Raw genomic sequence first — 20,920 nt, forward strand, 5'->3', positions numbered from 1 at the left:
GCCGGTCATGCGCTCGCCAGCCTGGCCGGCGCCGCATCCTCGACGATCCGCCCCGAGCGCATGGCGACCTGCCGGCCGCAGCGCGCGGCAAGCGCCGGATCGTGGGTGACCAGCACCAGTGTCGTGCCGCGTTCGGCCGCCTTGGCGAACAGGAGGTCAGCCACCTGCGCGCCGGTCGCCTGGTCGAGATTGCCGGTCGGTTCGTCGGCGATCAGGATATGCGGCGCCGGCGCCAGCGCCCGCGCGATCGCCACGCGCTGCTGCTCGCCGCCGGACAACTCGCCCGGATAATGCGTGAAACGGCCGGCGAGGCCGACCGCACTGAGTTCGGCTGCGGCCAGGCCGAACGGATCGGCATGGCCGGCAAGCTCCAGCGGCACGGCAACATTCTCAAGCGCCGTCATGTTGGGGATGAGATGGAAGGACTGGAAGACGATGCCGATGTTTCGTCCCCGAAACGATGCGATCCAGTCTTCGTTTTTCCCGGCAAGCGACTGGCCCGCAATCCGTATCGTGCCCGAATCGATCCGCTCCAGCCCGGCCAGGACCATCAGCAGCGTCGACTTGCCGGAACCGGACGGGCCGACGATGCCGACCGCCTCGCCGGCGGCAACTTCCAGGCTGACGCGGTCGAGCACCTTCACGGCGGACGCGCCCTCGCCCAGGGTCAGCGAGACGTCGCGCATCGCGATCGCGGCGTCCTTCACGGCGCGACAAGTCCCGAGCGGGGTGAAACTGAATTGAACATTCTGCCGGAACCCGCCCTATATGGCCAACATCGACGCAAGAAACGCCTCGCTCATATGGGTCTGCCGACATGGCTTTCAAACATCTTCTTCACGCGCTCGCGCTCCTCGTGCTGGGCCTGATGCCGCAGTCGGCCGGCGCCGGACCGTTGCAGATCGTCGGCTTCGGCGACAGCCTGATGGCGGGCTATCAGCTGGCGCCGGGAGACCGCTTCACCAACCAGCTGGAAAAGGCCCTGCGCGACAAGGGCTTCGACGTCAGCGTCGCCAATGCCGGCGTGTCCGGCGACACCACCAGCGGCGGGCTTGCCCGACTCGACTGGTCGGTGCCGGATGGCACGGCACTCGTCATCCTCGAATTCGGCGGCAACGACATGCTGCGCGGCATCGATCCGGCACTGGTCGACAAGAACCTGGACGCCATGCTGGCGCGGCTGAAAGAGCGCGACATCCCGGTGCTGCTCGCCGGCATGGTGGCCGCGCCCAATCTCGGCCACGCCTACGGGGAGGCCTTCGGCACCATCTATCCACGCCTCGCTGAAAAATACGGCGTGCCGCTCTATCCGTTCTTCCTCGACGGCGTCGCCGGCAATTCCGCCCTGCAATTGGAAGACGCCATGCATCCCAACGCCGCCGGCGTGAAGCGGATCGTCGAGGGCATCCTGCCGATGGTCGAGAAAGCGGTGTCGACCTTGCAGACGAAGTCGTGAGCGGGCGGAACCGTCCGGCCCTTTCGCGATTGTTCTGATGGCGGGCGGCGGCGCCCGTGCAAAAAACAAACCGCTTGCTCCCGCCGGCCATCGGTGATTCGCTGTCGGACAAGATTTCGATTCGAGGACAGGAGGCTTGCCATGCCGCGTCTTTTCACCGCCCTCGAAATCCCGCGCGACGCCGCCCTTTCGCTGTCGCTGCTCAGGGGTGGCCTGCCGGGCGCCCGCTGGATCGACGTCGAGAACTACCACATCACGCTGCGCTTCATCGGCGACGTAGAAGGCCACGTTGCCGACGAGATCGCCGATGCGCTGGACCGTGTGCGGCGGCCCGCCTTCTCGCTGACCCTGTCGGGCGTCGGCGCCTTCGGCGGCAAGAAGCCGCATGCGGTGTGGGCGGGAGCCGCCGCCTCGCCCGACCTGGCCGCGCTGCAAGCCGAGATCGAGCGCATCTGCCAGCGGCTCGGCCTGCCTTCCGATCCGCGCAAGTTCATGCCGCACGTCACGCTGGCCCGGCTGCGCAATTCCAGCCCGCTCGACGTGGCACACTATCTTTCGGCGCGCGGCAATTTCGCCGCCCAGCCCTTCCGTGTCGGCCGCTTCGTCCTGATGTCGTCGCGCGATTCGGTCGGCGGCGGTCCTTATGTGATCGAGGAAGCCTGGCCGTTGCTGGCCGGCGAAGGGCGGTTCGCGGATCGGCACGACGACGCGCGCGACCTGTCGGGGGTCATGCGCTGATGGCACGCGAAAAGCTCTCCTCGGCGGCGGTGGACGAAGCACTCACACGGCTGAATGGCTGGACGCTTGGCTCTGACGGCGGGTCCATTGCCCGTACTTTCGAGTTCCGCAATTTCTCCGAGGCCTTCGCCTTCATGACGCGCGTGGCGCTGGCGGCCGAGAAGATGGACCACCATCCCGACTGGTCGAACGTCTACAAGACCGTTCACATTCGCTTGAACACCCACGATGCGGGCGGCCTGACCGCGCTCGATATCGAACTGGCGGGAAAGATCGACCGCCTAGCCGGCGGTTCGACCGGCCGCTGACCGCGAGGTCTTGCACCGGCCGCGCACTTTCCCCACATTTCCGTTGAACGGCCTTTCGGGGCCGGCGAAAGGAGATGGCAATGGCGAAGCAGACCGGCTTCGATTTTTCCCGTTTCGGCAAGCCTGGCGACGAGACCGAAGTGCGTGCAAAGTTCTGGCGTACCGCCAAAAAGGCCGCGCGGCACATCCCCTTCATGGAGGATGTCGTGGCCGCCTATTATTGCGCGCTCGACAAGAACACGCCGCTGCGCGCCAAGGGTATCCTGTTGGCTGCGCTGGGTTATTTCGTGCTGCCGACCGACGCCATTCCCGATTTCGTCTTCGGCCTCGGCTTCACAGACGACGTTGCCGTGCTGACGGCGGCGATCGCCGCCGTGCGCGCCCACATCACGCCCGCGCATCGGCTGGCCGCCCGCGAGGCGATCGCCGACGAAAGCTGATCCGGGGCGGATCGACGCACCGCTCCCTGCGCCGCCCGTGGCAGGCGCAGTCAAACTCTCGCCGCTTTCCTATTTTCCAAGTCGGTCAGGGACATCGCGCCGCCGCTCTCGGGTTGCGGCGCGGAGATGGCGGCGGTTTCCTTTGGTGGGGGTTCCTTTCCCGGAAGTTCACCCTTTGGTAACCCAGATTAAATCAAAATGAAGCGAACGGGCTGGGCGGGATCCGGCCTGGCTTTCGAACCATTTGAGAATACGGGAAAAGCGATGCGCGGATTGATAGCCACAGTTGCGAGCCTCATCCTTGTCGCGGGCGCAGCTCCGGCGCTCGCCCAGCAGGCGACCAAGATCGGCCAGCACAGCGCCTGGGGCACCTACAGTTACAAGACGGCGAACGGCAAGGTCTGCTACGTGCTGACTGTGCCGACCGACAAGCAGCCGCCCAGCCTCGACCACGGCGATATGTTCTTCTTCGTCAGCCAGCGGCCGGGCCAGCAGGTATCCTACGAGCCACAGTTCATCGCCGGCTACAACTTCCAGGAAGGCTCGAAGGCCACCGTCACGATCAACGGCAAGTCCTTCTCGATGTTCACCAAGGGTAAGTCGGCCTGGGTCGAGAACGCGGCCGAAGAGCCGGTGCTGGTCGCCGCCATGAAGGGCGGTTCCGACATGAAGGTCGAGGCCAAGTCCGGCCGCGGCAACGCCACCAGCTATACTTTCTCGCTCAAGGGCATCTCGGCGGCGCTCGATTCGATCAAGAGCTGCAAGTAGGTGCTCTCACGGCTGCTTGCCGGTCGACGGCGGCCGCCGGATTGACGGCTCAGCCTTCGGCGCCCGGTGCGGCCTCGGCGCGATGCCTGCGGATCGCCTCGGCGATGAAGATGCGCGACAGGGCGTGGTAGAGCGGCTCGTGCGAGACGATGCGCGCCGTACCGTAACCCAGCATTGACGCCAGCATCAGCGCGATGACGTTGTCGTGATTGCCGGTCATCTCCAGGATGATGACGAAAGCCGTCATCGGCGCCTGCACCACGCCGGCGAAATAGCCGGCCATGCCGAGCAGCGAGGCGATGCCGATGCTGGAGCCGAAGGCCATGCCGAGCGTGCTGCCAAGTCCCGCTCCCACGGCCAGCGACGGCGCGAACAGACCGCCCGGGATGCCCGAGACCGTCGACAGCACGCCTGCCGCCAGCTTGGCGCCGAAGAAATACCACGGCAGCGGAGCGCCTTCGATGGCGCCGCGCGCCTGGCTGTAGCCGGTGCCGAATGTCAGCCCGCCGGCTGCCAGCCCGATGACGGCGACGCCGAGCCCGCATAGCGCGGCGACGACCAGCGTCCGTTTCAACGGCCGCAGCGTGTTCCAGCGCCGGATACGGCGCGTCGCCTTGAGCGTCAGCCACGAGAACAGCGCGCCGAACCCACCGCCGACCACGCCGCAGGCGATCACCAGCGGCCAGTCGGCAAACGACACGCTGTCCTTGGCGACGCCGAAATAGGTGTAGTTGCCGACCAGCCCCAGGGAGGCAAGGCCGGCGAAGATCACCGCTGTCAGCACAAGCCCGTTGGTGCGTGCCTGGTAGGTACGCCCCATCTCCTCGATGGCAAAGACGATGCCGGCGAGCGGCGTGTTGAAGGCAGCCGCCACGCCGGCAGCCGAGCCGGCCAGGATGAGCCCTCGTTCCTGCGCGATGCCGCCCCAGCGCGCCGCCTGCAACATCACGGAGGCTCCGACCTGCACCGTCGGTCCCTCGCGACTGATCGAGGCGCCGCAGAGCAGTCCCAGCAGGGTGAGGCCGATCTTGCCGACCACCATCTTCAGCGAGAGCAGGCGGCTACGATCCTCGTCGGAACGAAGATGCCGTGCCGCGATCGCCTGAGGGATGCCGCTACCCTGCGAATTGGGGAAGCAGGTGAAGGCGAGCCACGCGCAGGCGACGAAGCCGAGCGGCGTGACGACCAGCGGCAACCAGCCGCGCCAGCCATGGCCGTCATTCACCAGCATCTGGAAGCCGAGTTGCGCCAGATCGGCCAGCTTCGCGAAAAGGACGCTGATAAGGCCGACGGCGATGGCGCCGCTCCAGAACACCAGGCGCGGCTGCCAGACGCGGCGCGAGCCCCAGAGCACGCGCGTGCGACGCAGCATGGGATATTTGCGGGGCGGGACTGCCATCGTCGAAGCTGCCTGTTTCGGCGAGCGGTAACACAGCTCGAAAGCGCGTTGAACCCATGAACGGCTCGCGACGGCTGACGCCGCCGGGACCGCCGCTTCCTCCAACCGGTCGATGACTCTTCCGCCAACCTGTGCTATGCGCCGCGTTTTCCGTGCGCCCGATGCTGAAATCGGCCGCAAATCGCTTATATTGGGCCGGCCATGTCCCTTTCCCTCGATCTTACCAGCCCGGACGCGCGCGCAGCGCTTGCCTGTCCCGTCGCTGCCGAAAAACCGCCGCTGATCGGCCTGACCCGGCCCGAACTGGCTGAGGCTCTCGTTGCCGCCGGCATCGTGCCGGAAAAGCAGGCGAAGATGCGCGCCAGCCAGCTCTGGCATTGGCTCTATGTGCGCGGCGTCTCCGACTTTTCCCTGATGTTCAACATCTCCAAGGACCTGCGCACCGCGCTTGACCGGCATTTTTCCATTGCGCGGCCGGAAGTCGTCGAGGAGCAGAACTCTACCGACGGCACCCGCAAATGGCTGTTCCGGTTTCCGCCGCGCGGCGCCGGCCGGCCGGTGGAAATCGAGACGGTCTACATCCCCGAGGAAGGCCGCGGCACGCTGTGCATCTCCAGCCAGGTCGGCTGCACGCTGACCTGTTCCTTCTGCCACACCGGCACACAGAAGCTGGTGCGCAACCTGACGGCCGAGGAGATTCTTGCCCAGCTGCTTTCCGCCCGCGACCGGCTGGGCGACTTCCCCGACCGCGACACGCCGGCCGGCGCCATCGTACCAACCGAGGGGCGGAAAGTGTCCAACATCGTCATGATGGGCATGGGCGAGCCGCTGTATAATTTCGAGGCGGTGAAGAAGGCGCTGCTCATCGCCTCCGACGGCGATGGGCTGGCGCTGTCGAAGCGCCGCATCACGCTGTCGACCTCAGGCGTCGTGCCGGAAATCTATCGCACCGGCGAGGAGATCGGCGTCATGCTGGCGATCTCGCTGCACGCCACCAATGACGACCTGCGCGACCTCCTGGTGCCAATCAACAAGAAGTTCCCGCTGAAGGACCTGATCGCAGCCTGTCGCGCCTATCCGGGCCTGTCCAACGCCCGCCGCATCACCTTCGAATACGTCATGCTCAAGGACGTCAACGACAGCCTCGACGACGCCCGCGCGCTGGTGGCGCTGTTGAAGGGCATTCCGGCCAAGATCAACCTCATCCCCTTCAATCCCTGGCCGGGCACCAACTACCAGTGCTCCGACTGGGAGACGATCGAGCGCTTCGCCGACTTCATCAACAATGCCGGCTACGCCTCGCCGATCCGCACGCCGCGCGGCCGCGACATCCTCGCCGCCTGCGGCCAGCTGAAGTCGGAATCGGAGCGCATGCGGAAAGTGGACCGGCTGGCGCTCGAAGCGATGATGATCGCGGGGCACGGCGAGGCGTGAGCGCCGGCGCCGCCGGAGAGCAGGGCGGCAGGCCCGGCCGGCTGCGGTCGGCCCTCTTGAAACTGTTGCTGATCGCCGCCGGCTATGTCCTTGCCGTCGCGGTCGCCACCGTAGTGACGGTGGCGTTGCTGTTTGCACCGTCGGCGATGTCGAGCGGAACGCTGGCGGGTGTCCGCTTCGCGCTGACCGACGCGCCCGTCATCGTCTTCGTCGCCTTCTTCTGGACGTTCTTCTGCGCCCTGCCGGGCTTCATCGTCGCGATCGCGCTCGGCGAGCGGCTGGGCTGGCGGCGCTGGCGCAGCTACGCCTTCGCCGGGTTGGCGGATGTCGTCCCGTCCTTCCTCATCTTCGGCATCTACAGCGGCTCGCTGTTCGGCATGATCGAGCCGTTCCTTGCCGCCCTTCCCGGCGGCTTCGCCGGCGGCGCGGCCTATTGGGCAGGCGCGGGACGCTTCGTCGCCGCGCGTAGGCGAGCGGTGGAAACATGAGCGGCGTCCTCGCCTGCCTGCTGCGCCTCGTCGTCATCCTGGCCGGCTATGTCGCGGCCTCGCTGGCGGCGAGCGCTTTCCTGCACGTCATCGTCTTCGCCTGGGCCGGTTTCGAGCCCGGGGACGCGCCGGCTTTCGTGGCCGGGTCGCTGATCTTTTCGGTCCCCTTCGTCGCCCTGTTCGTCGCCTATCTCGGCTTCATCCCGGCGGTCGCGGTGGTGCTGGTCGGCGAGCTGCTGGCGCGGCGGGACTGGCTCACCTACGCGCTCGGCGGCGGCGCGGTCGCCGCCGTCTTCCTCGCCTTCCTGTACCAGGCACCCGATCCCGGCCTCGAGGCCGCCAGCCCTCGCATGATGGCGACGATCCTCGGCAGCGGCATCGTCGGCGGCATTTTCTACTGGCTGGTCGCCGGCCGCACGGCCGGGTCGTGGCGTGCGGGCGCCGCTACTTCGCCTGGGCCGTGAGGATCTTCAGCGCGAAGGCGGAAAACACGCCGGCGAACAGATAGTCGACCACGCGGGTGACCCGCGGGCTCGCCTTCATCGCCGCGGCGAAGCGTTCGGCCGCCAGCACCATCGGCGCCGTTACCACGATCGACACCACCACGAACAGGGCGCCTAGGAAGAACAGCTTGCCCGGCGCATGCGGGTCGTGCGCGGAGACGAATTGCGGCAGGAAGGTCATGAAGAACAGGATGACCTTGGGATTGAGCAGGTTGACGCCGAGGCCGGCCATCCAGCTCCTGAACAGCGAGATGCGCGGACCGGCCTTTGCCTCCGGCGAGAAGGCCGAACCCTTCGTCAGCGCCTGCCAGGCGAGAAAGACGAGATAGCCGGCGCCGAAGATCTTCAGCACGAAAAAGGCCATCGGCGAGGCGACGATCAGCGCCGAGATGCCGACCACCACCAGCGTCGTGTGGACCAGCGTGCCGAACAGGGCGCCCGACATCGAGGCGAAGCCCGTGGCGCGGCCCTGGGAGAGCGTGCGCGAGACGAACAATGTCATGTCCGGTCCCGGCGTGATTGCCAGGATGACGCTGGCGATGGCGAACTGGACGAGAATGGAAAGGTCGGGAATGAAGGTCACGGGAGGTAACCGGAATTGGAGCGAGCGCCGGATCGGCGCCCGCTTTCTCTAGCCGAAAATTGCTAGCTGATGAAGTAGCTTTGCGTACCATGCGCCTCGATGGCCTCGGCCAACCGGCTCAGCGCATGCACATAGGCGGCCGTGCGCATGGTGATGCCGCGCGACACCGAAAGCTCGCGGATCGCCCGCCCCTCGCGCTCCATAATGGTGCGCAGCTTGGTGTGGATTTCCTCCAGCTCCCAGTAATAGCCCTGCTTGTTCTGCACCCACTCGAAATAGGAGACGGTGACGCCGCCGGCATTGGCGAGGATATCGGGAAGCACCACCACGTCGCGCGAAGCCAGGATCGCGTCGGCCTCCGGCGTCACCGGCCCGTTGGCCAGTTCCAGCACCAGCCTGGCCTTGACGGTCGCGGCATTGTGCTCGTGGATCATGTTTTCCAGCGCGGCGGGAACGAGGATGTCGCAATCGGCGCCGACGATTTCGTCGGCGGCGATGGCCTCATGGCCGTGCCTGCCGGCCGTCGTCACCACCGAATGGCCTTCGGCCTTGGCGGCCAGCAGCGCCTCGACGTCGAGCCCGCCGGCAGCGGCCACGGCACCGCCGGAATCCGAAACCGCCACGATCGAATGGCCGTCTGCCGCGAACAGCGAGGCGATATGCTGGCCGGCATTGCCGAAGCCCTGGATGGCGATGCGCAGCTTACCCTTGAGGCCGAGGTCGCCGGAGAGATGCCGCACCAGATAGTAGCCGCCGCGCGCGGTGGCGTCGCCGCGCCCGAGCGAGCCGCCGAGCGCGATCGGCTTGCCGGTGATGACGGCCGGCGAGGCCTGCCCGACGATCTCGGAATATTCGTCGGCCATCCAGCCCATGATCATGGCGTTGGTGTAGACGTCCGGCGCCGGAATATCGCGGTCCGGCCCGATGATGCGCGAGAAGGCCTGCATGTAGGAACGCGACAGGCGCTCGAGCTCGGCCTTGGAGAGCTGGCGCGGATCGACCTGCACGGCGCCCTTGCCGCCGCCGTAGGGCAGGTTCATGACCGCGCATTTGAAGGTCATCCAGAAGGCCAGCATCTCGACTTCCTCGACGGTGGCGTCGGGATGGAAGCGGATGCCGCCCTTGGTCGGGCCGCGCGTGTCGTCATAGCGGCATCGCCAGGCGAGGAACGATTTTCGCGACCCGTCGTCCATGCGGATCATCAATCGGACCTTGGTGGTTTCGCGGGCGTATTTCAGCTTCTCGATGACGTCGGGATCGACGTTGATGTGCTTGGCCGCCTCGTCGAGACGGGAGAGGGCGCTGTCGAGAAGGTTGCCTTGCGACATGGTCATTCCTTGCGTGATTTCCTGCTTTTCATGGCGAGGGGATGAGGCGGCCGGACGGCCGCGCCCTGAATTGCACACAAGCCGCGCCCTTAACAATGCCTCAATCGCCTCTATTGGACCATTTGCGTAATTTTCCGGCTGTTTGCGCATCCGTGGCGCAACTTTCGATGCCGGCCCGAACGCTTGCCGCGCGGCGCTTTCCTGCTATGAAGTGCGCCATCCAAACACGCGCTGAACGGTAACGGACTTCCCATGGCCAAGCTGAAAGACGTCAAGAAGGTCGTGCTCGCCTATTCGGGCGGCCTCGACACCTCCATCATCCTGAAATGGCTGCAGACCGAGCTCGGCGCCGAAGTCGTCACCTTCACCGCCGACCTCGGCCAGGGCGACAGCGACCTGGAGCCGGCGCGCAAGAAGGCCGAGATGATGGGCGCCAAGGAGATTTATATCGAGGACGTGCGCGAGGAATTCGTGCGCGATTTCGTCTTCCCGATGTTCCGCGCCAACGCCGAATACGAGGGGCTCTACCTGCTCGGCACCTCCATCGCCCGGCCGCTGATCTCCAAGCGACTGGTCGAGATCGCCCGCGAGACCGGCGCCGACGCCGTCGCCCATGGCGCCACCGGCAAGGGCAACGACCAGGTTCGCTTCGAGCTTTCGGCTTATGCGCTGAACCCCGACATCAAGGTCATCGCGCCGTGGCGCGACTGGTCGTTCAAGTCACGCACCGACCTGCTCGACTTCGCCGAAAAGCATCAGATCCCGATCGCCAAGGACAAGCGCGGCGACGCGCCCTTCTCGGTCGACGCCAACCTTCTGCACTCCTCCTCCGAAGGCAAGGTGCTGGAAGACCCATGGGTCGAGCCGCCGGAATTCGTCCACCAGCGCACCATCTCGCCGATGGACGCGCCGGACACGGTGACGGAAATCGAGATCGAGTTCCTGAAGGGCGATCCCGTCGCGCTGAACGGCAAGGCGCTCTCGCCGGCGGCGATGCTGGCGGCCCTCAACGACCTCGGCCGCGACAACGGCATCGGCCGCCTCGACCTCGTGGAAAACCGCTTCGTCGGCATGAAGAGCCGCGGTGTCTACGAGACGCCCGGCGGCACGATTCTGTTGCAGGCGCATCGCGGTATCGAGTCGATCACCCTCGACCGGGGCGCGGCGCATCTCAAGGACGAGCTGATGCCGCGCTATGCCGAACTGATCTACAACGGCTTCTGGTTCTCGCCCGAGCGACTGATGCTGCAAGCCCTGATCGACAAGAGCCAGGAAGACGTCGAAGGCACGGTGCGCCTGAAGCTCTACAAGGGCAACGCCATCGTTTCCGGCCGCAAGTCGAAGAAGTCGCTCTACCGCAACGACCTCGTCACCTTCGAGGACGATCGCGGCGCCTACGACCAGAAGGACGCCGAAGGCTTCATCCGGTTGAACGCGCTGAGGCTCAGGACGCTGGCGGCCCGCAACCGCGGCAACTGAGGCGGCACGAAGCTGCCTTTCCTTTGCGGCAGCCTTTATGTTAATCCGGGGTCATCCCCGCAACCCAAGACGGGCATCAGGCCATGGAAAAATTCACCAAGCTCACCGGCGTCGCCGCACCCTTGCCGATCGTCAATGTCGACACTGACATGATCATCCCCAAGGACTATCTCAAGACGATCAAGCGCACCGGCCTCGGCACCGGCCTGTTCGCCGAGATGCGCTACAACGAGGACGGCTCGGAGAACCCGGATTTCGTCCTCAACAAGCCAGCCTACCGCAAGGCGCAGATCCTCGTCGCCGGCGACAATTTCGGCTGCGGTTCGAGCCGTGAGCACGCACCGTGGGCGCTGCTCGACTTCGGCATCCGCTGCGTCATCTCGACCTCGTTCGCCGACATCTTCTACAACAACTGCTTCAAGAACGGCGTCCTGCCGATCACCGTCAGCCCCGAGGATCTCGACAAGCTGATGGACGACGCTTCGCGCGGCGCCAACGCCACCATCTCGGTCGATCTCGAAGCCAAGGAAATCCGCGGCCCGGACGGCGGCGTGGTCAGGTTCGACCTCGACGACTTCAAGCGCCACTGCCTGCTCAACGGCCTCGACGACATCGGCCTGACCATGGAGAAGGCCGGCGCCATCGCCTCCTTCGAGAAGCGCAACGCGGAAGTCCGCCCCTGGGCGTGATTTTCGGCGCGACACGGCGTGCCGGCCAAGTCTAGGAGACGTGTCATGACGCGGTTGTTTCTTGCCGGAACCTGCGCGGCGGCGCTTTTCGTCTTCTCGGGCATTGCTGCGCATGCCCAGCAGGCGGCGGACCCGGCGCCCGCCGCCGAGCCCGCGCCAAACGACGCCGTGGCCGGAGGCGAGCCGCCGACCTCCATCGATTTCGAGGGCGGCAAGCTCACCATCACCCAGCAGGAAAAATACGGCGAAAAGACCCTTGCCTATGACGGCAGGGAACTGGCGAAGAACTACCAGGTGAATTTCGACAAGGTCGTCACTGTCGGCGGCGTCAACGTGGCGCTGGTGGCGGTCGGCAACGGCGGCAATGCCTGCGGCCCGGCCGAAGTGCTGGTCTGGAAGCCGAAGGGCGACGAAATCCAAAGCATTGCCATCGGCGAGGAAGAATGCGGTGCACCGCCGGCCTCCGTGTCGGACGATCGCATCGTCTTCCTGCCCTACCTGTTGCCCGGCGACACCGCGCTGGTGCAGACGTGGTCGCCTGACGCCGGGCTGACCACAGCGGGAGAGCTCTCCTTCTCGCCCGAGCCCAATACCGGGTGGAAGAACTTCAGCCCGTCGAAGCTGGCCAGCATGCTTGACGCTTTCAAGAATGCCGAAATCTACCGGATGAGCCGCAAGCTGCTCGGCGACCATATGTCGGAGGTCGTCGTCGGCCTCAGCGTCAGCGGCGCGCCCGAGACGACCAAGATGGGGATCGTCTTCGGCAACGGCTGCACGCCGCACGCCTGCGGCGTCGCCGATTCCTTTATGGCGGTCGATACGAGGAACAAGGCCGTCTATTTCGCGCATCAGGGCGAAAAGGACGTCGATACATGGCCTGCATTGAAGCGCTGGCCGCCCGCCATTCGCGGCTTGATGACCACCGCGCTCACGCCGCCGAACTGACGCGATGCGCAAGCTGATCTCCACCGGCTCGCCGTTCGAGAAGACCGCCGGCTATTCGCGCGCCGTGGTGCAAGGCGACTGGTGTTTCGTCTCCGGCACCACAGGCTATGACTACGCCACCATGACCATGCCCGACACGATCGAGGCGCAGACCCGCAACTGCCTGGACACGATAACCAAAGCACTGAAGGAGGGCGGCTTCGAGCTGGCCGACGTCGTGCGCGCGCACTACTACATCACCGACCCGGCCGACGTGGACACGGTCTTCCCCATCCTGGGGGAATATTTCGGCGACATCCGCCCGGCCGCCACCATGATAACCTGCCAGCTAAACAAGCCGGAAATGAAGATCGAGATCGAGGTGACGGCCCTCAAGAGGGGCGCGGCATGACGGTGCGCCGCATCGTCGCCAATGTGGCGACCGGCGACATGGAAGCCGCGAAGCGCTTCTACGGCGATGTGCTCGGCCTCGATGTCCTCATGGATATGGGCTGGATCACCACCTGGGGTTCGGATGAAAGGATGACGGTCCAGCTGAGCTTCATGGAAGAGGGTGGCTCCAGCACACCGGTGCCTGACCTTTCCATCGAGGTGGACGACGTCGAGGCCGCGCTGAAAGGCATGAAGGATGCCGGTTTCCGGATCGAATACGGCCCGGCCGACGAGCCATGGGGCGTGAAACGCTTCTACGTGCGTGACCCGTTCGGCCGACTGGTCAACATTCTCTCGCACGCCTGAAGCAGGTCCCCCGAAAGTGAGACCGGATTTCCGTTCGGAATTGCGTTAAAATAAGAAGATAGATCGGGCCGGCCTCTATCTGTCGCGCGCGGCCACGAAGGAAGCGGCGTCCGCCAGCATCGCCGCGCGTGCGCCGTAAGGTTCGAGCAGCGCGTGCGCCTGCGCGACCAGTCCGGCAAGCTGGCGCCGCGCCCAGTCTTCCCCATGCAGGGCGGCCAGCGTCGCCTTGCCGGCGGCCGCGTCCTTGCCCGTCGCCTTGCCCATGGTCCCGGCGTCGGCGGTGAGGTCGAGAAGATCGTCGGCAAGCTGGAAGGCCAGTCCGATCGCCGAGCCAAACTCGGCCAGCCGCTCGCGCTCGGCTGCCGGCGCGCCGGCGACGATGGCGCCGGCCTCGCAGGCGAAGCGGATGAGTGCGCCGGTCTTCATCGCCTGCAGGCGGATGATGCCGGCTTCGTCCGGCGGCGCGTCGGCTGCCTGCAGATCGAGCATCTGGCCGCCCGCCATGCCGCCGGCCCCGGCAGCGCGCGCCAGAGCAAGCACCAGCGCCGCCCGGCGCTCGGCCGCAAGCTGCGTTGCCTCGTCGGTGACGATATCGAAGGCCAGCGTCAGCAGCGCATCGCCGGCCAGGATGGCGGTCGCCTCGTCATAGGCCTTGTGCACGGTCGGCTGGCCACGGCGCAGGTCGTCGTCGTCCATCGCCGGCAGATCGTCGTGGATGAGCGAATAGCAATGCACGCATTCGAGCGCCGCCGCCACGCGCGCGGCCGCCTCGCCGTCGGCTGAGAACAGCGCAGCACTTTCCATCACCAGGAAGGGGCGCAGCCGCTTGCCGCCGGCGAGCACGCCGTGCTGCATCGCCGCCATCAGCCGTTGCGGCCGGGCGATTTCGCCGGCCAGCGGCCGCTGCTCCAGCACCTGCCGAAGCACCGCCTCCACCGTCCGGGCGCGCCGCCGAAGCGCCTCATCGAAGCCCGCCTGATCGAATGCCGTGTCGTCGTCTTTCGCCATGGCCGCGAGCGGTAGCCGACACTCAGACATTGCGCAAGCAGCCAACCGCCTTTATGCCGGTAGGGGGTTTGATCGAGGTTGAACGGGTTGGCGGAACCGATCAGCGACCAAGGGGCCGAAGGGCTGGAAATGGCGTCGAGAGCAAAGCGCGGCAGCCGCGTCGGTGCCCGGCGCTGGGTCAGGCGCATCGTGATGACGGCACTGGCACTGGCGCTCGTTCCCGTGGTTCTGACCGTTCTCTACGCGCCGTCCTTCGTCCATCCCGTTTCGACGCTGATGCTGAAGGACCTCGCCACCTTTTCCGGCTACGAGCGGCGCTGGGTGTCGCTCGACGATGTGGCGCCCGTGCTCGCCAACTCCGTCATCATGTCGGAGGACGGCCAGTTCTGCTTCCATCACGGCATCGATCTCGGCGAGTTGAGGGGCGTGGTGGATGACGCGCTGGCCGGGGAGGCGACGCGCGGCGCCTCCACCATCACCATGCAGACGGTGAAGAACCTGTTTTTGTGGTCGCGACCGCTGGCAAGCCTGCGCAAGCTGGCGGAACTGCCGCTGGCCGTCTATTTCGACGCCGTGCTGTCGAAGCGGCGGATCCTGGAAATCTACCTGAACATCGCAGAATGGGGGCCGGGCATCTACGGCATCGAAGCGGCCGCGCAATATCATTTCGGCGTTTCGGCGAAGAACCTGACGCGCCGGCAGGCCGCCCTTCTGGCCGTCACCTTGCCCAATCCCTATGAGCGCAACCCGGCCAAGCCCGGTCCGGGGCTCAGGCGGCTCGCCCACCTGATCGAGCGACGGGCGGCGAAGTCCGGCGGCTATGTCGGCTGCCTGCAATAGGCTGGCGCTTCGCGGTCAAAAAAATTCGCGCCGGCGCTGGCCAAAACGGCGCAGGCCGTGTATAGGCACGCCACTTTCTTCTGGAAATCCGGCCCGAAAGCGGCCCTTTCACGAGGGCAATGACGGGCTTTGACCGAATTGATGGAGCATATCCATGGCCGTTCCGAAACGCAAAACCTCCCCCTCCAAGCGCGGCATGCGCCGTGCGGCCGACGCCCTCAAGGCGCCGACCTATATCGAGGACAAGAACTCCGGCGAGATGCGCCGCCCGCACCACATCGACCTGAAGACCGGCATGTATCGCGGTCGCCAGGTGCTGGAGCCGAAGGAAGGCTGATAGCCTCCTTTCAGGACTGGATAGCGCGGGACCGGCCCCTGGCCGGTCCTTTTTGCGTTTCCCGCCATGTGCCGTGCGGCACGGGTTCGCCATAGAACATCTTGACGCCGGCCGGTGCCGGCGGTCTACAGGGCCGACCAAACCGGAACCTTCCGATGCTCGCCAGTATCCCGCTGCTGATCGTCCCCTTCATCCTCTACAATCTCGGGCTCGCCGGCCTGTTCGGCGGCGGCGACGATCCGTGGGCGAACGAAATCTTCTCCATTTCCATGATGTCTGGCGGCGTCTTCTCCATGACGCTCGGCGACCTGATGGTGCTGATCGGCCTTGCCTTCTTCTTCGTCGAGATCCTGAAGTCGACGCGCACTTCGAACGCCTCGATCCTCGACCATCTTCTGTCCACCTTCGTCTTCGTCGCGTTCTTGGTGGAATTTCTGCTGGCCAGGGGCGCCGCACACTCCGTCTTCTTCATCTTGATGGTGATCGCGCTGATCGACGTGCTGGCCGGCTTCTCGGTGTCGATCCGCTCGGCCGGACGCGACGTCAATCTGAGCTGAGGCAGGCCGCTGCCGGGCTCAACCCGGATCGGCCGTGAATCCGGCCGCCTCGATGCCGGCGATCGCGGCCGCCTCGTCGTTCTCCGAGGAATCGCCGGATATGCCGACGGCGCCGAGGATCGTGCCCGCGCCGTCGCGGATCAGCACCCCGCCGACAACGGACAGGATCTTGCTGCCCGACACGTCGGAAATGCCGGCCATGAGATGCGGCCGGTCCTTGGCGAAGGCTTCCAGGCGGCGGCCGCCCATGCCGATCGCCACCGCGCCGTAGGCCTTGCCGGCCGACATCTGCGGCCGCAGGAAGGATGCGCCGTCCTGGCGCTGGAAGGCGACGAGGTGGCCGCCGGCATCCAGTACGGAAACGCCAAGCGGCCGTAGCTCCAGTTCCTCGCCCTTGGCGAAAGCGGCATCGATGATGGTCTTGGCGGCGGCGAGGGTCAAAGCGGTCATGCAAATATCTCCGTTGCAAAGCGATGATTGGATATGCCGGTGAGATAGGTAAGTGTCGCCGGCATTGAAACAGCTTCGCCTGCGAGACGGCTGAAGCTTTGCGGAAATATGCTGCCGGCGCGTCGCCTCAGGCCGTGACCGCCGCCGTCTTCCGGGCAACGACGGCTTCATAAGCGGCCTGCAACTCGGCGCGCACCGTCTCCCCGACGGGCTTCTGCGCACCGATACCCAGATGTTCGTGCCGCAATTCGTCCATGAACCGGTCCCACAGCGCCGGCCCACCCTTCTCCAGCAGTTCGGCGCGGATCGACAGCTCCTCGCTGACCGGCAGCCAGACCCGGCCCCAGGCGCCGAGCTGCGCCATGATCGGCACGAGCTGGATCGACATTTCCGTCAGGCTGTAGATCGCCTTCTGCTTGTGCGTGGGATCGTCGGCCTTGGTCAGCATGCCGAGCTCGAGCAGGCGCCTGAGGCGGTCGGCCAGGATGTTGGAGGCGATGCCCTCCATCGAATGGTTTAGCAACTCGCGGAAATGCCGCCGGCCGCCGAAGATCATGTCGCGCAGGATGATCAGGCTCCAGCGGTCGCCGAACACTTCCAGCGACAGGTTGATGGGGCAGCCGGAGCGTCGGTCAAGCGGCATCGATGCATCTCGCGGGAAAACCAGTTGCAAGATAGGATCGGTGATCGAATGACGCAAGCCGCGGTGGCGTCACCCTTCCCAGAACTGATCGAGCCAGATGTTGAGCTTGAGGAATCCGGGGCCGCTCACTGCATAGAGGCGGCGCGTGCCCTGGCTTTCGGCGCTGACAAGGCCTGCATCGAGCAACACCTTCAGATGCTGGGAGACCGCCGGCCGCGATACGGGCAGGCCCGACGCCAGCTCACCCACCGTCTTCGGGCCGCGCCGCAATTCCTCCAGCAGGTAGCGACGGTGGGGATCGGCGATGGCGACGAAGGCATCTGGCGTCATGCCTCATTTGTGAGGCAAAGTTACGGAAATCTCAACCTCCGGTTTCGGGTTTCGTACGCGGGTCGAGACGCGCCGCTTCCGGCGTCAGCGTCCGCTCGGCAGGCTGGGTCTTGAAGGCGTCGCGATCCTCGATCGGCACCGGGGCGCGGGCCTTGATGCGCAGGAGCGTGTAGCCGGCGAGTGAAAGATGCGCCAGCGCCGTGGCCAGGAACAGCCCTTCGGGCCGGACCCGGTCCATCAGCCCGGCAGCCAGCATCGGCCCGATCATGGTGCCGAAGCCGTAGAGCAGCAGCAGCCCGCCGGACACCTTGACGAAATCCTGCGCGTCGGCGTGGTCGTTGGCATGCGCGACGGCGACGGAATAGAGCGTGTAGGCGAAAGCGCCGTAGCAGGCCGCGAAGGTGAGCACCAGGGCGCCCGTCCGCGGCTGGAACAGGAAGATGAGAAGCGCGAACAGCGCCGCACAGAAGGCGGCGCCTGCCAGCACGTAGCGCCGGTCGGTGCGGTCCGACAGGCGCCCGGCAGGCAGTTGCATGACGGCGCCGGCGATCACCACAAGGCTCATCATCAAGGCGATCGCTGGCGTCGAGATGCCGACGCGCGCGCCGTAGACGGCGCCCAGCGTGCCCCAGGCACCGTTGGCGACGCCGATCAGCAGGCAGCCGACAGCCGAGACCGGCGAGTTGGCGTAGAGGCCCTTGAGGTCGAGCTTGACGTCCTGCAGGGGCTGCGGCGTCGACTGGGTCGACACCGCCGTCGGGATCAGCGACAGGCAGAAGAAGATGCCGGTGATCATGAACAGCGAGGCCGAGTGCACGTCGCCGCCAGCGACGATCATCTGGCCGCCCATGATCGAGGCGTAGGTGACCATCATGTAGAGGCCGAAGACGGTGCCGCGGTTCTCGTTGGTGGCCTTCTCGTTCAGCCAGCTCTCGATGATCATGAAGGCGCCGGCCATGGTGAAGCCGGTGAAGGCGCGCAGCACGATCCAGGCATATTCGTCGATGATCAGGCCGGTTAGCAGCGCGATGATGGCGCCCGAGGCGGCGAAGGTGCCGAAGGCCCGCACATGGCCGGCGCGGCGCACGATGCGCGGCGCGAAGAAGCAGCCGGCGACGAAGCCGCTCGCCCAGGCGGTGCCCATCAGGCCGAGCGCGGCGGTGGAAAACCCCTCCACCTGGCCGCGCAACGGCAGGAGCAGGCCGTGCAGGCCGGAAGCGGCGAGCAGGAAGGCGGTGCCGCGAAGGAGGGAAAGGATCGGTCTGTAGGCTGCGAGCATCGGAGGTCCGTCTGGAGAATCGGTGCACCCACGTCACAATAGGCGGTTTGGGGCTTTTCAGCGGCGGCGATACGACACCTGGAATTCGTTTTTGACGTATGGTGTTTTCCGAAAAGTCTGCAACTTTTCGGCATCATACTCTAGCGGCGAAACAGCGCCTCGGCGGCCGACTTGGTGGCGCCCTTGGCCTGCAGTTCCGCCTCCAGCCGGGCGATCTCCTCGCGCAGCAGGCCTATGCGTTCGTTGAGATCGGCGACGGACAGCAGCGACAGGTCCTGGCCGATTTCATGCGCTTTCGGCTTTTTCCTCGGTTCGTCTTCAAAGATCGCCATCGCGGCTCTCCGATTGCCTGTTTGCCTGACGCGCCGGGCAGCATACATAGGGCGTGGGCCCGGTGCAAAAGACCAAGCGAAAGACGGCGAAGGAGACAGAGGAAAACATGGCAGGCGCACAGACAATCCCGGCGAAGATGACGGCGGTGGCGATTTCCCAACCCGGTGGACCGATGGTGCTGAAACCGGAAAAGCGCGACGTGCCGCAGCCGGGACCGGGCGAGATCCTGATTCGCGTCCATGCCGCCGGCGTCAACCGGCCCGACCTCCTGCAGCGCAAGGGCGCCTATCCGCCACCGCCCGGCGCCTCCGACCTGCCGGGCCTCGAAGTGGCCGGCGAGGTGGCGGCGCTCGGCGAGGGCGCCGCGCGCTGGCGCGTCGGCGACCAGGTCTGCGCGCTGACGCCGGGCGGCGGCTATGCCGAATACGTCACCGTGCACGGCTCCAACGCGCTGCCGCTGCCGCCGGGCTTCACCCTGACCGAAGCCGCGGCCGTGCCCGAAACCTTCTTCACCGTCTGGCACAACGTCTTCGAGCGCGGCGGCCTGAAGGAAGGCGAGACACTGCTCGTCCACGGCGGCTCCTCTGGCATCGGCACCACCGCGATCCAACTTGCCAAGGCCTTCGGCGCCCGCGTCGTCGCCACCGCCGGTTCGGCGGAGAAATGCGAGGCCTGCGTGAAGCTCGGCGCCGACCGCGCCGTCAACTACCGCGAGGAAGATTTCGTCCGCGCCGTCAAGGACGCCACCGACGGCCGGGGCGCCAACGTCATCCTCGATATGGTCGGCGGCGATTATGTCAGCCGCAACTACGACGCCGCCGCGATGGAGGGCCGCGTCGTCCAGATCGCCACCATGGGCGGGGCCATGGCCAATGCCGACATTTCAAAGCTGATGGTCAAGCGGCTCGTCCACACCGGCTCGACGCTCAGGCCGCGCACCGTCGAGTTCAAGGGCGCGGTGGCCGCCGCCCTCGAAGCGCAGATCTGGCCGCTGCTCGCCACCCGCCGCGTCGCCCCCGTCATGGACATGATCTTCCCGCTCAAGGAAGCCTGGCGCGCGCACGAGCGCCTCGAGGAAGGTGAGCATGTGGGGAAGATCGTGCTGGATGTCGGGTGAGAGCGTCAGCGCTCCCCTCCCCCTTGAGGGGAGGGTGGCCGCGCAGCGGCCGGGAGGGGTCGTCGGCCGTAGAGCGAGGGCTTTATAGCGATAACGTCGGAGTGGTTGAGGGTACCCCTCCCACCGCCCTTCGGGCGGCACCCTCCCCTCGAGGGGGAGGGGGAAGTCGGCGCACTTCCTCATCGCCACGCCCGGATTTTCGTCCGTCTGGCCATTGTCAAAGAGCTGACCTCTTATGCTTGAGGTCGGGAAGCGGGCGCGGGAGCCGTGCCTGCTAAGTAAGTATATGGCGCGGCATCCCGCGCCCGCCGGTGTCTTGCCTCCCCGAGGGTCGCTGCCGCCTTTCGGGCGGCCCGCTGGCTCGGTCGAGGCCCGGACTTGGGGGCTCATCGCCCAGCAGCGTACCGTTAACGCTGCCAGCCCGGCACCGTCTCCTGCCACAAGCGCCCGGTTCGCGACCCGCGTTCCCGCACAGGAGATGACGGGCAGTATGAGGTGAGCGCGGGAGACGTGGATAGATTTCGGGAAGTTTTTTTGAGTGCGACGCCAAAGCTGTCCGTATCTACCGCGCTTGCGGCGGGGCGATCACATATGGAATTCGACCCCCACTCCGTCTTGCTTCGCAAGCCACCTCTCCCCCGTTCGACGGGGGAGAGGAAGCGCCGTTTGCAGGCTTGGTTCCCTTCCTCTCCCCTTTTGAGGGGGAGAGGTGGCGCGCGTAGCGCGACGG

The 20,920-nt window shown here is 66.1% G+C and carries 27 protein-coding genes; 17 read left to right on the top strand and 10 right to left on the bottom strand.

Annotated features, from left to right (window positions below):
- Nucleotides 1-5: 5 nt before the first annotated feature.
- Entirely contained in the window at nucleotides 6-707 is a 702-nt protein-coding gene (locus FGU64_RS14130) for an ABC transporter ATP-binding protein (RefSeq protein WP_136357633.1), read from the bottom strand.
- Between the two features lie 110 nt (nucleotides 708-817).
- Between FGU64_RS14130 and FGU64_RS14135 the strand changes: the two genes are divergently transcribed.
- The 5 genes from FGU64_RS14135 (at nucleotide 818) to FGU64_RS14155 (ending at nucleotide 3,710) form a co-directional block, all read left to right on the top strand.
- The gene (locus tag FGU64_RS14135; RefSeq protein WP_139953791.1) at nucleotides 818-1,456 is read left to right on the top strand and encodes an arylesterase; all 639 of its coding nucleotides are present in this window, start codon (nucleotides 818-820) and stop codon (nucleotides 1,454-1,456) included.
- Between the two features lie 141 nt (nucleotides 1,457-1,597).
- A complete protein-coding gene (gene thpR / locus FGU64_RS14140; protein WP_230978739.1) occupies nucleotides 1,598-2,194 on the top strand; it encodes an RNA 2',3'-cyclic phosphodiesterase in 597 nt (198 codons plus the stop codon).
- Nucleotides 2,194-2,502: a 4a-hydroxytetrahydrobiopterin dehydratase gene (locus tag FGU64_RS14145; protein WP_139953792.1), complete on the top strand. Its 309-nt coding sequence runs from the start codon at nucleotides 2,194-2,196 to the stop codon at nucleotides 2,500-2,502. The genes thpR and FGU64_RS14145 overlap by 1 nt, the downstream gene beginning before the upstream one ends.
- A gap of 80 nt (nucleotides 2,503-2,582) precedes the next feature.
- The gene (locus tag FGU64_RS14150; protein WP_136357627.1) at nucleotides 2,583-2,942 is read left to right on the top strand and encodes a YkvA family protein; all 360 of its coding nucleotides are present in this window, start codon (nucleotides 2,583-2,585) and stop codon (nucleotides 2,940-2,942) included.
- 264 nt (nucleotides 2,943-3,206) lie between these two features.
- A complete protein-coding gene (locus FGU64_RS14155; protein WP_136357625.1) occupies nucleotides 3,207-3,710 on the top strand; it encodes an invasion associated locus B family protein in 504 nt (167 codons plus the stop codon).
- A 49-nt stretch (nucleotides 3,711-3,759) separates the two neighbouring features.
- Here FGU64_RS14155 and FGU64_RS14160 read toward each other — a convergent pair whose 3' ends face one another.
- Nucleotides 3,760-5,109, bottom strand: a complete 1,350-nt coding sequence (locus tag FGU64_RS14160) for a chloride channel protein (RefSeq protein ID WP_139953793.1) — start codon at nucleotides 5,107-5,109, stop codon at nucleotides 3,760-3,762.
- Nucleotides 5,110-5,310: 201 nt separating this feature from the next.
- On the opposite strand from FGU64_RS14160, the gene rlmN reads away from it, so the two are divergent.
- The 3 genes from rlmN to FGU64_RS14175 are packed head-to-tail and all read left to right on the top strand — an operon-like array spanning nucleotide 5,311 to nucleotide 7,495.
- Nucleotides 5,311-6,543, top strand: coding sequence for a 23S rRNA (adenine(2503)-C(2))-methyltransferase RlmN (rlmN, locus tag FGU64_RS14165; RefSeq protein ID WP_139953794.1), 1,233 nt, complete (start codon nucleotides 5,311-5,313; stop codon nucleotides 6,541-6,543).
- Nucleotides 6,540-7,031 carry a hypothetical protein gene (locus tag FGU64_RS14170; RefSeq protein WP_139953795.1) on the top strand — a complete coding sequence of 164 codons (492 nt, stop codon included), beginning with the start codon at nucleotides 6,540-6,542 and terminating at the stop codon, nucleotides 7,029-7,031. Before rlmN ends, FGU64_RS14170 begins: the two co-directional genes overlap by 4 nt.
- Nucleotides 7,028-7,495, top strand: a complete 468-nt coding sequence (locus tag FGU64_RS14175; protein WP_139953796.1) for a hypothetical protein — start codon at nucleotides 7,028-7,030, stop codon at nucleotides 7,493-7,495. The genes FGU64_RS14170 and FGU64_RS14175 overlap by 4 nt, the downstream gene beginning before the upstream one ends.
- Here the strand turns inward: FGU64_RS14175 and FGU64_RS14180 are convergent.
- Nucleotides 7,476-8,117, bottom strand: coding sequence for a LysE family translocator (locus FGU64_RS14180; protein ID WP_139953797.1), 642 nt, complete (start codon nucleotides 8,115-8,117; stop codon nucleotides 7,476-7,478). The genes FGU64_RS14175 and FGU64_RS14180 overlap by 20 nt on opposite strands.
- Nucleotides 8,118-8,179: 62 nt before the next feature.
- Entirely contained in the window at nucleotides 8,180-9,445 is a 1,266-nt protein-coding gene (locus FGU64_RS14185; RefSeq protein ID WP_136357763.1) for a Glu/Leu/Phe/Val dehydrogenase, read from the bottom strand.
- Nucleotides 9,446-9,697: 252 nt separating this feature from the next.
- Here FGU64_RS14185 and FGU64_RS14190 point away from each other — a divergent pair, with 252 nt between their 5' ends.
- The 5 genes from FGU64_RS14190 (at nucleotide 9,698) to FGU64_RS14210 (ending at nucleotide 13,296) form a co-directional block, all read left to right on the top strand.
- Nucleotides 9,698-10,924, top strand: coding sequence for an argininosuccinate synthase (locus FGU64_RS14190; RefSeq protein ID WP_139953798.1), 1,227 nt, complete (start codon nucleotides 9,698-9,700; stop codon nucleotides 10,922-10,924).
- An 83-nt stretch (nucleotides 10,925-11,007) separates the two neighbouring features.
- The gene (gene leuD / locus FGU64_RS14195) at nucleotides 11,008-11,613 is read left to right on the top strand and encodes a 3-isopropylmalate dehydratase small subunit (RefSeq protein ID WP_139953799.1); all 606 of its coding nucleotides are present in this window, start codon (nucleotides 11,008-11,010) and stop codon (nucleotides 11,611-11,613) included.
- A gap of 45 nt (nucleotides 11,614-11,658) precedes the next feature.
- Nucleotides 11,659-12,558, top strand: coding sequence for a hypothetical protein (locus FGU64_RS14200; protein WP_139953800.1), 900 nt, complete (start codon nucleotides 11,659-11,661; stop codon nucleotides 12,556-12,558).
- A 4-nt stretch (nucleotides 12,559-12,562) separates the two neighbouring features.
- Nucleotides 12,563-12,949: a RidA family protein gene (locus tag FGU64_RS14205; protein ID WP_136357608.1), complete on the top strand. Its 387-nt coding sequence runs from the start codon at nucleotides 12,563-12,565 to the stop codon at nucleotides 12,947-12,949.
- The gene (locus tag FGU64_RS14210; RefSeq protein WP_139953801.1) at nucleotides 12,946-13,296 is read left to right on the top strand and encodes a VOC family protein; all 351 of its coding nucleotides are present in this window, start codon (nucleotides 12,946-12,948) and stop codon (nucleotides 13,294-13,296) included. The genes FGU64_RS14205 and FGU64_RS14210 overlap by 4 nt, the downstream gene beginning before the upstream one ends.
- Nucleotides 13,297-13,371: 75 nt before the next feature.
- Here FGU64_RS14210 and FGU64_RS14215 read toward each other — a convergent pair whose 3' ends face one another.
- A complete protein-coding gene (locus tag FGU64_RS14215; RefSeq protein WP_139953802.1) occupies nucleotides 13,372-14,304 on the bottom strand; it encodes a polyprenyl synthetase family protein in 933 nt (310 codons plus the stop codon).
- 129 nt (nucleotides 14,305-14,433) lie between these two features.
- Here FGU64_RS14215 and mtgA point away from each other — a divergent pair, with 129 nt between their 5' ends.
- The 3 genes from mtgA (at nucleotide 14,434) to FGU64_RS14230 (ending at nucleotide 16,038) form a co-directional block, all read left to right on the top strand.
- Entirely contained in the window at nucleotides 14,434-15,144 is a 711-nt protein-coding gene (gene mtgA, locus FGU64_RS14220) for a monofunctional biosynthetic peptidoglycan transglycosylase (RefSeq protein ID WP_246671120.1), read from the top strand.
- A 154-nt stretch (nucleotides 15,145-15,298) separates the two neighbouring features.
- Nucleotides 15,299-15,481: a 50S ribosomal protein L32 gene (rpmF, locus tag FGU64_RS14225; RefSeq protein WP_136357600.1), complete on the top strand. Its 183-nt coding sequence runs from the start codon at nucleotides 15,299-15,301 to the stop codon at nucleotides 15,479-15,481.
- A 155-nt stretch (nucleotides 15,482-15,636) separates the two neighbouring features.
- Entirely contained in the window at nucleotides 15,637-16,038 is a 402-nt protein-coding gene (locus tag FGU64_RS14230; protein ID WP_139953804.1) for a hypothetical protein, read from the top strand.
- A gap of 18 nt (nucleotides 16,039-16,056) precedes the next feature.
- Here FGU64_RS14230 and FGU64_RS14235 read toward each other — a convergent pair whose 3' ends face one another.
- The 5 genes from FGU64_RS14235 to FGU64_RS14255 form a co-directional block, all read right to left on the bottom strand.
- Complete coding sequence (locus tag FGU64_RS14235) at nucleotides 16,057-16,488, bottom strand: heme-binding protein (protein ID WP_139953805.1); 432 nt, start codon at nucleotides 16,486-16,488, stop codon at nucleotides 16,057-16,059.
- A gap of 127 nt (nucleotides 16,489-16,615) precedes the next feature.
- Complete coding sequence (locus tag FGU64_RS14240) at nucleotides 16,616-17,131, bottom strand: helix-turn-helix domain-containing protein (RefSeq protein ID WP_139953806.1); 516 nt, start codon at nucleotides 17,129-17,131, stop codon at nucleotides 16,616-16,618.
- Nucleotides 17,132-17,200: 69 nt separating this feature from the next.
- On the bottom strand, nucleotides 17,201-17,461 hold the full coding sequence (locus FGU64_RS14245; RefSeq protein WP_139953807.1) for a metalloregulator ArsR/SmtB family transcription factor: 261 nt from the start codon (nucleotides 17,459-17,461) through the stop codon (nucleotides 17,201-17,203).
- 31 nt (nucleotides 17,462-17,492) lie between these two features.
- Nucleotides 17,493-18,740, bottom strand: a complete 1,248-nt coding sequence (locus FGU64_RS14250) for an MFS transporter (RefSeq protein ID WP_139953808.1) — start codon at nucleotides 18,738-18,740, stop codon at nucleotides 17,493-17,495.
- Between the two features lie 140 nt (nucleotides 18,741-18,880).
- Nucleotides 18,881-19,072: a DUF1192 domain-containing protein gene (locus tag FGU64_RS14255; RefSeq protein ID WP_139953809.1), complete on the bottom strand. Its 192-nt coding sequence runs from the start codon at nucleotides 19,070-19,072 to the stop codon at nucleotides 18,881-18,883.
- A gap of 107 nt (nucleotides 19,073-19,179) precedes the next feature.
- On the opposite strand from FGU64_RS14255, the gene FGU64_RS14260 reads away from it, so the two are divergent.
- Nucleotides 19,180-20,190, top strand: a complete 1,011-nt coding sequence (locus FGU64_RS14260) for an NAD(P)H-quinone oxidoreductase (protein WP_139953810.1) — start codon at nucleotides 19,180-19,182, stop codon at nucleotides 20,188-20,190.
- Nucleotides 20,191-20,920 lie beyond the last annotated feature (730 nt).

Source organism: Mesorhizobium sp. 8, from assembly GCF_006351905.1.
GTDB lineage: Bacteria > Pseudomonadota > Alphaproteobacteria > Rhizobiales > Rhizobiaceae > Mesorhizobium > Mesorhizobium composti.